At 75.0% G+C, this 12327-nt stretch carries 6 protein-coding genes; 1 reads left to right on the forward strand and 5 read right to left on the reverse strand.

The genetic code is table 11. The features are described 5' to 3' along the window. Nucleotides 1-6: 6 nt before the first annotated feature. A complete protein-coding gene (locus tag AB0K14_RS21630) occupies nt 7-252 on the reverse strand; it encodes an acyl carrier protein (protein WP_360461588.1) in 246 nt (81 codons plus the stop codon). 44 nt (nt 253-296) lie between these two features. On the opposite strand from AB0K14_RS21630, the gene AB0K14_RS21635 reads away from it, so the two are divergent. Next, nucleotides 297-2150 carry an alpha/beta hydrolase gene (locus tag AB0K14_RS21635; RefSeq protein ID WP_360461585.1) on the forward strand — a complete coding sequence of 618 codons (1854 nt, stop codon included), beginning with the start codon at nt 297-299 and terminating at the stop codon, nt 2148-2150. 122 nt (nt 2151-2272) lie between these two features. On the opposite strand, the gene AB0K14_RS21640 is transcribed toward AB0K14_RS21635, so the two are convergent. The 4 genes from AB0K14_RS21640 to AB0K14_RS21655 all read right to left on the reverse strand — a co-directional run bounded on the left by AB0K14_RS21640 (nt 2273) and on the right by AB0K14_RS21655 (nt 12326). Further along, on the reverse strand, nt 2273-3202 hold the full coding sequence (locus AB0K14_RS21640; protein WP_360461582.1) for a DUF6039 family protein: 930 nt from the start codon (nt 3200-3202) through the stop codon (nt 2273-2275). Further along, the gene (gene fabD / locus AB0K14_RS21645) at nt 3199-5655 is read right to left on the reverse strand and encodes an ACP S-malonyltransferase (RefSeq protein WP_360461579.1); all 2457 of its coding nucleotides are present in this window, start codon (nt 5653-5655) and stop codon (nt 3199-3201) included. The genes AB0K14_RS21640 and fabD overlap by 4 nt, the downstream gene beginning before the upstream one ends. Beyond that, a complete protein-coding gene (locus AB0K14_RS21650; RefSeq protein ID WP_360461576.1) occupies nt 5652-11456 on the reverse strand; it encodes a beta-ketoacyl synthase N-terminal-like domain-containing protein in 5805 nt (1934 codons plus the stop codon). The genes fabD and AB0K14_RS21650 overlap by 4 nt, the downstream gene beginning before the upstream one ends. Before the next feature lie 108 nt (nt 11457-11564). Next, nucleotides 11565-12326, reverse strand: coding sequence for an enoyl-CoA hydratase-related protein (locus AB0K14_RS21655; protein WP_360461573.1), 762 nt, complete (start codon nt 12324-12326; stop codon nt 11565-11567). Between the last annotated feature and the right edge of the window lies 1 nt (nt 12327).

The raw sequence follows: 12327 nt of genomic DNA on the forward strand, positions 1-12327 counted from the left end.
CGATCCTCAGTTCGCGGTCCGCACGGCGTCCCACAGCGCGCCCGCCGTGGCGAACGTGGCGGGCACCAGCGCCCGGGCCGGGAAGGTGACGCCGTACGAGCTCTCCAACACCATCGCCAGGCCGACCATCGCGATCGAGTCGACGCCGTGCGCGGGCAGCGGCGTGCCCGGCTCCAGCGGCGCGTCCGGCGGGTACTCGACGAGCGCCGCCCGCACCACTTCCTCGAAGGTCTCGTCCCAGGGCTGGTCCACGACGCCGGACGCTAGCGGGGTGTTCGCGGTCGGGCTGCGCACTCTTGAGCAGCACCCGCGCCGCCGCCGACGCCATCATGCGGAGGTCCGCAGAGGAGGACGGATTGCCCCGCGTGCTGATCGTCGGCGCCTCGCCCGTGCTGGCGGGCCACTTCGCGGCGCGCTGCCTGCGCACGGCCGACGTGCGGCTGCTGGCGCTGCGCGGCTCGGCCACGACGTTGCGGGACTTCGTCTCGGCCACGGCCGCCACGCTCGGCGGCGACGCCGCCCGGTGGGGTGAGCTGAGCTGTGAGGTGGTGGACCGGGCGCGGTTGTCCGACGCGCTGACCGGCCCACCGGCCGACGAGGTGTGGTGCGTGGCGTTGCGACCGCACCCGGCCGTGCTCAGGGCGGTGACGGCCGCGTTGCCCGGTCTGGGCGCAACCAGGCTGGTCCACGTCGGCCCGCACGGGCACCCGGCGCTGGACCGGGAGGCCGTGGAGGGCGCGCTGTCGGCCGGGGTGGCGTGGCGGGTGGTCCGCGTGCCGCCGGTGGTCGACCCCTGGGCGGTCGCGTTGGGCGAGACGCCACCGGGTCCGCACCACCTGCTCGACGCCGTGCACTCCGTGCTGGCCGAGGTGCGGGACCGGCTGCCCGACCACTTCCGCGACGTCCCGCTGGTCGTGGGCACGGGCGGTGGCGGGCTGCCGGTGGTCCGCGCCGGTGACGTCGCCGACCTGGCCGGGACGACCGGCGAGGGCTTCCACGCCGTGCCGGTGCCCGAGCCGACCCCGTTGGCCGAGCTGTGGCCGGCGGTCGCGGCCGGCTACGGCGTGACGTGCACCCCGACGGGCGAGCCGACCGACGTGGACCGCCTGCTGGCGCTGCGGCTGGACGGGCTCGCCACCGTCCCGGCCCACGGCACGGGTCCGTTGCCGCGCAACGAGTTGCGCGCGCTGGTCGACGCGGTGCGCGAGGCGCAGGACCGGGAGCTGCGGTCGGCGCGGGACCGGGCCGCCCGGCCCGACCGGTGGCTGCGGACCACCACCGTGGCGCGCGGAGACGACGACCTCACCGTGTCCGGGGCGGGCGACGACGGGCCGACGCTGGTCGTGGTGAACGCGCTGGGCCAAGGCCTCGACCTGCTGGCGCGGCTGCTCGACCGGCTGCGGGAACGGCACCGGGTGGTGACGTGGCGGCTGCTCGGCGTCGAGGCGGGCGACCGGCCGCGTGACCTGGACGGCCACCTCGACGACCTCGACGACGTCATCGCGCACGCAGGTGGGGGCCGCGTCCACCTGGTCGGCTGGTGCGCGGGCGCCAAGATCGCCACGGCGTACCAGCGCCGGCACCCCGGGTCGGTCGCGTCGGCGGTGTTCCTCAACGGGGCGTTCCGGCAGGACGGCCGGTGGGCGGAGCTGGACCTGGGCTACGAGCGCAACCTCGACCTCGTGGTGCGCGCCGTGGCCGACGACCCGGGCAAGGCCGACCGCCTCGTCGGTCTCTTCGGCGGTGGCGGTGCCGGAGCCGGGGCGGCACCGCTGGACGTGCTCAGCACCGTGCTGCGGGACGAGGTGCTGCGACCGTTCCGCACGCCCGAGGCCCTGGTCCGGTACGCGCGGCAGCTGCGCGAGCTGTGGGCGGTCGACACCGCGTCCGACGCGCCGCGGGTCGACGTGCCGGTGCTGTTCATCGGCGCCGAGCGGGACGCCGTCTCGTCGCCGCGGCGGGCCATGCGTGCCGCGGGGCTGTTCCCGCGCGCCCGTTACGCCGAACTGGCGCTGGCGGGCCACTACGCGCAGCACGACCGGCCGGGGCTGGTCGCCGACCTGATCGCCGACTTCGTGCGCGACCCCGACGCCACGCCCGCCGACCGGGGCGAGGTCCGGTGGCCGGTCATCGTCCCGGGAGCGGGCTGACCGCGCCGTGCCGGACACGCGCCCGGCACGGTGCCCAGTCCGTGCCGCGGATCGCCCATCGCCGGGGCCGTCCGGGCGACCTGGCCGGGTCACGTCCACCGCTGCCGGGCGACTCGGCCGAATCAGCTCCACTGCTGTGGGGTCAGCGCGTGGTCCCGGCAGCCTCCGTCGCGGATCATGCGGTCCCACCCGCCCGCGCCCCGCTCCGGCGACACCCAGTCCCGCAGGTAGGCGGCGCGCGGCGCGTCGGGGTCGGTCCGCGCGTCGATGCCCATGAGCACGTACATGGTGCTCAGCCGCTTCATGTGGATGAAGAAGTGCAGGCGCTCCATCGGGCCGAACAGCTCCTCGAACACCAGCGCGGTGGCGTGGCCGGTGGCGTTGAGGTTCATGTTCTCCGCGACGGTCCGGGCGAACAGCCGTGCCTCGGCGCGGAACTCGTAGCTGAAGTCGATCACGCGGTGCATGACCACGCCCGCCGTGGCGGTGGTCAGGACGCACTCGGGATCCTGCGCGGTCTGGTGCGCGGCGGGCAGCACGTCGAACCACGGCACCGGCGAGCCGGCCTTGAGCGGGCTCAGTGACGGGTCGGCGGCCATCACGTCGGTCGCCGTCCCGAACATGCCCCACCGGTGGGGCAGCAGCACGCGCTCCTCGACGCTGCCGGGCACGAAGGCGCTACCCCACTCCACCGGCTGCCGATGGGCGACGTAGCCGCCGAGGACCCCGTCCCGCAGGTCCGGCGCGCCGCCGACGCGGACCACCGCTTCGTAGTCCTCCAGGGATCTGAGGTGGATCAGCCAGTGCACGCGGTCCTTGACGCCGAACGTCTCCTCGTAGACGAACACGGTCGCCAGGTCGTCCCGCCGGTTGACGTGCTCCGCCGCCTCGCGGGCCAGGCGGCGGGCCTCGTCGCCCCGGCCGGCGGCGATCTGGGCCGAGCGCTGCACCAGGACACCGCAGTTGCCCGAGTGCAGCACCCGGTCCGTCGGCCGGTCGAGCTGGTGGATCGCGGGAAGCACTCCCGGTACGCCGATACCTGCTCCGGTCACTGGTACTCCTCCACCGGTCTGGGCGCGGCGTCGGTGGGCGCCGCGCGTCGTTCCCGCAACACGCGGGCCGCTCCTGCCATCAGCCGCTCGGCGATGAGCTCGACGTGGCGCGCTCGCCAGTCCTGCAACGGCGTGCCGGCCACGAACCGGTTGAACGCGCCGATCGCCGGGCCGCAGTGGACCTGGAAGTTGACCCGCTCCGCCTCGTCGCCCGCGGCGGCGAGGCGGCTGGTGCGGGCGAAGTAGGCTTTGAACACCAACGCCATCCGGTGCTTCGGGTCCCGTTCGGCGCGCTCGACCTGGTGCGCGCGGCCGGTGTCCAGGTAGTGCCGGCGGGTCCGCGCCCAGACCTCGTCCAGGGGTGCACGGAAGTGGTCGCGCTCCAGCGCCGCACGGGTCCGCGGGTCCAGCTCCTCCAGGCCCGCGTGCTGCCGGTAGAGCTGGTAGAGCCGGTTGGCGCGGGCCGCGAACAGCGTGCCCTTGCGGACCACCTGCACCTTCGACCCGAGCTCGAACAGGTCGCCCGCCGGGGCGTAGGCGGTGTCCTGGACGTCCAGGGTGGACAGCAGGTCCTTGACGGTGTCGGAGGTGCCCGCCTCCGGCGAGCACTGGTTGACCGAGCCGGTCACCACGAAGTCGGCGCCGAGCACGAACGCCGCGGCGACCGCCTCCGGTGCGCCCAGGCCGCCGGACGCGCCGAGGTGGACGCCGTCGGGGTACCCGTGCTCGGCGACCGCGCGGTCGCGTGCCCGGACCAGCGACGGGACCAGCGTGAACGCCACCGCCCCGTCGGTGTGGCCGCCCGAGTCGGCTTCGGCGCAGACCTCGCCCGCCACCGGCAGGCGCCGCGCCACGTCCGCCTCCGCCCGGGTCAACGCGCCCCGGTCGACCAGGCCGCGCAGCAGGTCGGCGGGCGGAGGGGCCATGAACGCCGCCGCCACCTCCGGCCGGGACACCTTGGCCAGCACGCGCCGGACCGCGACCGGCGTGCCGTCCGGCCGGCGGTGCGCGCCGGAGAACCGGAACCGCACGACCGCCGGGGTGACGGCGGTGAACGCCGCGGCCTCGACGAACCGCACGTCGTTGCGCAGCAACACGTCCACCAGCGCTTCCTCGCCGGCGGGATCGGTCAGGTCGTGCAGCAGGTTGACGCCGAAGGGCAGGCCCGGTGTGCCGGCGAGTCGTCGCACGGCGCGCTCGACCTCGGCCAGGCCCAGCCCGCCCGACCCGAAGTAGCCCATCAGCCCGGCGGCACCCATGCGGGAGACCAACTCGACCGAGGAGATCCCGCGGAACATCGACCCGGCCAGGTACGCGTACCGGACGCCGAACTCCGACCGGAAGCGGGCGCTGCCCAGCGCGGCGGCACCCGGGTCGGTGTCGCACGCGAGCGAGCCCGGCACGCCCAGTACGTCCGGCGGATCCGCCACGCCAGGCAAGCCCGACATCCCCGCGAGGCCCGCCGCGCCCGAAACCCTCGGCCGGCCGGGCAGCGTCGCAGCGACCAGCCGGTCGTTCCCGTGCGCCTCGTTCCAGTCTGCGCCGCCGCCGAGCGCCGCACCGTTCCCGCGCGTTCCCGCATCACCGGTCGTGGTGCCGGTGATCGCGCCCTCCTCCAGCGCCGACCGCCAGAACGGGTCGAGCACGGTGGTGCCACCGACCTCCCGCACCTCGGTCACGCCGCGCCGGACCAGTTCGCGCATCGACCGCCGCCACAGCACGCGACTGTCGACCTGCCTCGCCAGCAACCGCGCCACGCCGCCCGCCGGGTACGGCTCGGCGGTCGCGTTGGCGATCACCGGCACCACCGGGTCGCGGAACTCCACCCCGGCCAGGTGGTCGCCGAACCGCCGCGCCGCCTCCGCCATGTGCCGCGAGTGGAACGCACCGCTGACGTTGAGCGGCAGGCAGCGGGCACCCGGCAGTTCGCGGACCGCCCGCCGCACCGCCACGACCGCCTCGGCGTCACCGGAGACGACCACCTGGGTCGCCGAGTTCTCGTTGGCGATCTCCACCCGGTCGTCCAGCCCGGACCGCCGCAGCACGGCGGTTACCTCGTCGGGGTCGAGCCCGACGAGGGCGGCCATCCCACCGCCCACCGCCTCGGCCATCAGCTCGGCGCGCCGCCGCACCAGCCGCAGGCCGGTCGCGAAGTCGAAGCACCCGGCGGCGAGCAGGGCGTTGTACTCACCGAGGCTGTGCCCGGCCAGGTAGTCGGGCGCGGGCTCGCTGTCGGCCAAGGCCCGGTGGGCGAGCGCGTTGACCACGAAGATCGCCGGTTGCGCCCACCGGGTGTCGGCCAGCCCGCGCCGCGGGTCCTCCAGGCACAGCTCCCGCACCGACAGACCGAGCACGTCGTCGGCGACCGCGACCTCGTCCGGGAACCGGTCGAACAGCTCCGCGCCCATCCCCTTGCGCTGCGAACCCTGGCCGGGGAACGTCCAGGCCCTCATCGCCCGCTCCCCGGACCGCCCGGCGCCGCGTCGACGAACCGGAGTTCCAGCAGCCCGGTCCGGGCACCGGGCGTGACGGCGGGTGCGCGCACGTCGTCCGGCCGGTCCAGCCACAGCCTGCGCCGCCGGTAGACCGGGGCCGGCAGGGGTGCGCGGGTCTGCCCGGAGCGCGCGTTGTCCGGCAGACCGCTGACGATCACGTGCGCGTTGGTGCCACCCAAGCCGAACGAGCTCAGCGCCGCGACCCGCGCCTCCGGTGGCACGGGCCAGTCCGTCGTCGTGGTCACCGGCCGGAACGGCGACCGCCCGAAGTCGAACCTGGGGTTGGGCCGCTCGCAGGACAGGGTCGCCGGGATGCGGCCGTGCTCCACCGCGAGCGCCACCTTGACCAGACCCGCGAGGCCTGCCGCGCACAGCAGGTGGCCCACGTTGGACTTGACGCTGCCGATCGCGCAGGAACCGGTGCGGTCGGTGCTCTCCCGGTAGACCCGGGTGAGGGCCTGGAGCTCGATCGGGTCGCCGATCGCGGTCGCCGTGCCGTGCGCCTCGACCAGGCCGACCTCCCCGGCGTCACGACCGGTGGCCCGCAGCGCCGACCGGATGACGTCGGCCTGGGCGGTGACGCTCGGTGTCGTGACGCCGAGCGTGTGGCCGTCGTTGTTCACCGCGACCGCCTCGATGACGGCGTGCACGCGGTCACCGTCCGCCAGGGCCTTCGCCAACGGCTTGAGCAGCACGACGCCAGCGCCCTCGCCGGGCACGATGCCGTCGGCGCGCTCGTCCATCGGTCGGCACACGCCGGTCGGCGACAGCGCACCCGCCGCGCTGAACTCCAGGTAGGTCTGCTCGTCCAGCAGGACCTCCACGCCTCCCGCGACGGCCATCTCCGCGTCGCCCGCGAGCAGCATCCGCGCGGCCACCTGGACGCTCACCAGCGCCGAGGAGCACGCGCTGTCCACCACGAGGTTGGGCCCGGTGAGGTGGAAGCGGTGCGCCACCTGCGCGGCGAGGAAGTTCTGGTCGGACTGCAGCACGTTCGGTTTCAGCCCGGCCCGCTGGCCGTAGGAGGAGGTGCGCCCGCCGACCACGACGGCGACCCGCCGACCCCACACCTCGTCGCGGGTGTAGCCGCCGTCGTGCAGGCAGTCCCAGGTGGATTCGAGGATCAGGCGGACGCCGGGGTCCATCGCCGCGGCCTCCTCGTCGGTGAGGCCGAACGGCTCCGGGTCGAAGTCGGCCAGCCCGTCGACGAACCCGCCCCACCTGCCGACGCTGCGGCCGAGCCGGGGCTCCGGGTCGTACAGCCGCTCGACGTCCCAGCGGTCTCGCGGGACCTCGCCGATCGCGGACCGCCCGGTCACGAGGTTGCGCCAGAACGTCGCGACGTCCGGCGCACCCGGGAACCGGCCGGCCATGCCGATGATCGCGATCCGGTTGTCGCCCCCGCCCCGGCCGCGCGCGGTCGTTCCACCCGCCACGACGGGCCGCGGCGGAACGAGGACCGACGCAACGGGGGCCGACGCAACGGGGGCTGGTGCGACTGGTGTCGGTGCGACTGGTGTCGGCGCAACGGAGGTCGGGTCCGCGAGGGAAATGCCTGCCTCGGTCAGGTGACGGGCGAGGCCGGTCACGCTCGGGAACTCCATCAGCACCGATGGCGGCAGGCTGCGCCCGGCCTCGCGTTCCAGCAGTCCCAGCAGCTCGACCAGCACCACCGAGTCCACGCCGATGTCCTGGAAGTCCGCGTCGGCGTCGAAGTCCGACTCCGCGATGCCCAGTGCCGGCGCGAACAGCGACACCAGCCGCGCCACCACCCGGTCCGACTCGGCTGGGACGGGCGGGACGGCTGCCGGCGGAACGGGCGCCGAGTTGGCGTCCAGCAACGACGTCACGTCCAGGTCACCGGAGAGCGGCTCGACCGGCAGCACCACACCGCTCCACGGCGTGGCCAAGACCTGTTCCATCGCGTGCAGCGCCCGGGCGTCGGTCAACGACCCGAGGCCGACCCGGTCGCCGACGTTCGGTCCACCGCGCCCCGACCCGCTGTCCCGCCACATCGGCCAGGCCACCGACCGCAACCACGGCTTGCCCGACCGCGCGTGCCGGGCGACGACGAGGTCCATCGCCGCGTTGGCCGCCGCGTACTCGGACACACCGACCGCCAGCCCCGGCACCAGCGCGGACGCCGACGAGAACGTCAGGAAGAACGCCAACTCGTCGTCCGAGGTCAGGTCCAGCAGGTGTTCGACCGCGTCCACCTTCGGCGCGGCCCGCTCCGAAACGGACTCCGGGGTGCCGCTGGTGAACGCCGCCGGCCGGTCCGCCAGTCCGCCCGCGCAGTGCACGACGCCGCCGATCGGGCCCAGCTCACGACGCACGCGGTCCAGGAACGACCGGAGCTCCACGCGATCGGTCAGAGCACCCGCGTGCACCTCGACGCGCGCACCGGCCCGGCGCAGGTCGCGCACGGTGCGCACGCGCTCGGCGGTCACCGGGTCGAGCGGGTCGTCCCAGTCGTGCTCGGGCGGCAGCGGGTGGCGGCCGAGCAACGCGATCCGGCGCGCTCCGCGCTCGACCAGGTGCGCCGCGACCCGTGCGCCGAGCCCGCGGGTACCGCCGGTCACCACGTAGGTCAGCTCCGGCGCGACCGTCAGCGGCTCGTGCCGGGCGGCGACCGACCGCAGCACGGGCCGGTGGCGCAGTCCGGCGCGGTGGCACACCTCGGCCGTCGCCGCGGGCTCGTGCCACTCGCCCCACAGGGCGGACAGGAACTCCCCCACCCGCTCGGGCGGCACGTCGGTGTCCAGCACGGTGGCGACGACCTTCGCGTGCTCCGCGCCGAGCACCCGCAGGAACCCGGCCATCCGCGCGCCCGCCGTGACCGCCGGCACGCCGTCGAGGTCCTGGAGGCCGCGGGTGACGGCGAGGACGCGCAACCCGGTGGTGCGGCCCTTCGCCACGACGGCGCGGAGCAGGGCGAGCCGCCGCCCGGTGGAGTCCGGGTCGTCCTCGGTCCGGTCCAGGTCGGTCAGGTCGAGCCACCCGGTGATCCGCGGGTGGCGGGCCAAGAGGTCGGCGTGTCGAGCCGGGTCCTGCCCGGTGGGGTCGTGTGCAGCGAGGTCGTGCTCGGCGACCGGGACGACGTTCGGGGCGTCCCGCGCGATCCGCGCGGCCAGGCTCGCGGTCCCGGGCCGGTGCAGGCACAGGACCGTCCCGTCGACCGGTGCGTCACCCGACGGGACGGGACCGGCCTCCAGCCACCGCCGTGCCATCAGTTCGACCCCGGTGGGCGCCGCACCGGCGGTCGTCCCCTCGAAGTGGCAACGCATCCGCGCGAACGGGTAGGACGGCAACGACACGACCCACCGGGGCTCGGGGTGCAGCGCGGGCCAGTCGACCGAGCCGCCCGCCACCCAGTGTCGGGCCAGCACGTCCAGGTCCGAGGTCGGCAGTCGCACCGCCGACCTGGCCGCCTCGGCCCGGCCCCGCACGCCGACACCCGCGTCACCGGCTAGGAACGCCCGGAGCCGCGCCCGCAACCCCTCCCGGTCGGCGGCCACGAACGCCAGCCGTTCCTTCAGGTGGGCCCGCCCGACCTGGAGCGTCCACGCGATGTCGTCGACGGCGGCGTCGGCGGGCAGCCCGTCGACCAGCCGGCCGGCCACCTCGCGCAACCGCTCCTCGTTGTACGCCGACAGCACGACGAGCTGCGGCCTGCCCGTGCCCGGGCCCGTGGTGCGCGGTGGCGCTTCCTCGACCACCACGTGCGTGATCGCACCGCCCGCGCCGAACGAGCTGATCCCGGCCCGCCGCGGCCGCCCCGGGTCCGGCCACGGCGCGGCGTGCCGCTGCACCGCGAACGGGGAGGCGGCCCAGTCGACATCGGGGTTGAGCCGGTCGACGTGCAGGGTCGGTGCGAGGGTGCGGTGCTCGAACTGGAGCAGGACCTTCGTCAACGACGCCATGCCGGCGGCCGCCTCGGCGTGCCCGATGACCGACTTCACCGAGCCGATCGGGATACCGCCCGCCGCCCGTCCGCCGAACACCCTGGTCAGGCCGTCGACCTCGATCGGGTCGCCCAGCGCGGTGCCGGTGCCGTGCGCCTCCACGCAGTCGATGTCGTCCGGTGTCAGACCCGCGTCGTCCAGCGCCCGCCGGATCACCTCGCTCTGCGCGACCGGGTCGGGCACGAGGTAGCCGTTGGTGCGGCCCGCGTGCGCGACCGCCGTGCCCCGCACCACCGCGCGGACGCGGTCCCGGCCGGCCAGCGCCTCGGCCAGCGGCCTGAGCACGAGCGCGCCGACGCCTTCGCTCGGCACGAACCCGTCACCGCCCTCGCCGAAGGCGCGGCACCGACCCGTACCGGAGGTGAGCGACATACCGCTCTGCTCCAGGAACTTGTTGGGGTGCAACGAGAGGTTGACCGCGCCCACCACGGCCACCTCGCACTCGCCCTGGCGGAGGGCGCGCACCGCCAGGTGCAGCGCGGTGGACGTCGAGGCGCACATCGTGTCCACGGTCAGGCTGGGGCCGTCGAGGTCGAAGAAGAACGACACCCGGTTCGCGATGTGCCCGATGCCGCCGCCGCTGTAGGACGGGTTGCCGCGCGCCGTCTCCTCGACGCCGAAGAACTGGTAGTCGGAGTACATCGCCCCGGCGAAGACACCGACCCGCGACCCCCGCATCCGCTCCCGGGTGAGGCCCGCGTCGTCGAGCGCCTCCCAGCAGGCCTGGAGGAACAGGCGTTCCTGCGGGTCCATGAGGGCCGCGTCGCGCGGGGTGATGCCGAACACCAGCGGGTCGAACTCGTCGACGCCGTCGAGGAAGCCGCCGACCATCCGGTCGACCGGCCAGCCGGGGCGGTGCCGTTGCGGTGGCAGCGCGCCGACGCAGTCACGGCCCTCGACCAGGTTGGTCCAGAAGGCGTCGAGGTCCGGCGCGTGGGGGTAGCGGCCCGCGATGCCGACGATCGCCATCGCACCGCCACCCGCAACGGCGGGCGGCGGTGGTGTCGGTGGTGTCGAGGCCTGCGGTATCAGGGTCGATGGCGCCGGGGCCTGCGGCACCAGGTTCGGTGATACCGGGGTCATTGGCACCGGGGTCGTTGGCATCGGGGTCGGGCGGTGCAGGCCTCGGACACCGGCTCCGGCCAGTTCGCCCGCGACCCCGGCGAGCGTGCGGTGCCGGAAGAACAGCGCGCGGTCGGACACGCCTAAGTCCCGTTCCAGCGCCGCGTTCAGCTCGGTGATCTGCAACGAGGTCAGCCCGTACTCCTCGAACGGCGTGTGCGGGTCGAGCCGGTCCGCGGGGATGCCGGACACCTCGCGGTAGTGGGCGGTGAGGCGTTCCAGCACCTCGTCGTGGACCGGTTCGGGCAGGTGGAACGGGTAGGCGGGCAGCGGTTGCCGCACCGGCCGCCGTCGCCAGTGCTCGCGCCAGGGCACGTCGTGCCCGCGGACCCACAGCTCGGCCGCCTCCGCCGCGGTCGTCGGCACCGCGCCGGGCGCGTCGCCGTCCGCGTGACCGGTGTGGACCCTCGGGTCCGACCGGCCGGCGAGGAACGCCGCGAGCCCGGCCCGCAGGTCGTCCAGGCTCGCGCACACCACCGCCAGCCGGTGCGCCATGGCCGTTCGCGCCGTCTGCGTGGTCCACGCCAGGCCGGGCAGCAGCTCGTCCGGATCGTCGTCGTCCAGGTCGAGCACGTGGTCGAGGTGCGCCTCGGCGTAGCGCGCCAACCGCTCGGCGTCACCCGCGGACACGAGGACGACGGTCGGGTTCACCGGGCCTCCGGTCGACTGCATCCCGCCTCCTTCACGCGTTCGGGCAGAACGTACGCACGCCCGCCCGACCCGTCTGCTCAGTCCTGAGCCCCCACCTGTGCCTCCAGCCGCGGATCACCCGGCCGCCGTTCACTCCCAGGGGTAACGCCCGGTCGCCGCGAAGCGGGCGAAGCGCTCGCGGGTCCGCGGCGCGCCCGCCAGCCGGTCGAACTCGGCCACCGCGTGCCGCTTGGTCTCCTCGGTGATCGGGTGCAGCGCGGCGAAGTAGCGCTTCGCGTCGCCGACCACCGTGCCGTCGACCTTGGCCAGCCGCGCCGTCACCTTGCGCACCAGCACGGCCGGGTCCGGCGACAGGTCGTCCACCAGCCTGCTCCGCACGGCCTCGGCGGCCGTCACCGGCAGGGTCGTCACCGTCATGGCGTACGCGGGCTGGAACCCGACCCGCCGCACCAGGAACGGCAGCACGCTGAACGGGAGCAGCCCCCACATCGCCTCGGGCAGGCTGAACACGCTCCGCTCGGTGCTGTGCACGAGGTCGCAGGCCGCCACCAACCCCACCCCACCGCCGGACGCCCGACCGTCCACACAGCACACGACCAGGCGCGGCACGGTCGTGAAGCGGTGCAGCAGCTCGAAGAACGCCGCACCCCGGTCGGCGGAGTCACCGCCGGACGCGTCCTCGCGAGCTGCCTCGACCACGTCCATGCCCGCCGAGAACACCGGGCCCCGCGCGCGCAGCACCACGAGCCGGCAGTCGGGGCGTTCCTCGGCCTCGTCCAGCGCCGCGTGCAGGTTGGCGATGAACGTGCCGTCCACGGTGTTGCCCCGGTCCGGGCGGGCGAGCGTGACGGTCAGGACCGGTGCGGCCCACTCGACTTCGACGGCGCCCACC

This window comes from Actinosynnema sp. NPDC050801 (assembly GCF_040673975.1).
GTDB lineage: Bacteria > Actinomycetota > Actinomycetes > Mycobacteriales > Pseudonocardiaceae > Actinosynnema.

Coding starts and splice junctions, on each gene's coding strand:
- fabD (WP_360461579.1), bottom strand. CDS start 5,655: ATGAGGGCCTGGACGTTCCCCGGCCAGGGTTCGCAGCGCAAGGGGATG.
- AB0K14_RS21650 (WP_360461576.1), bottom strand. CDS start 11,456: ATGCAGTCGACCGGAGGCCCGGTGAACCCGACCGTCGTCCTCGTGTCC.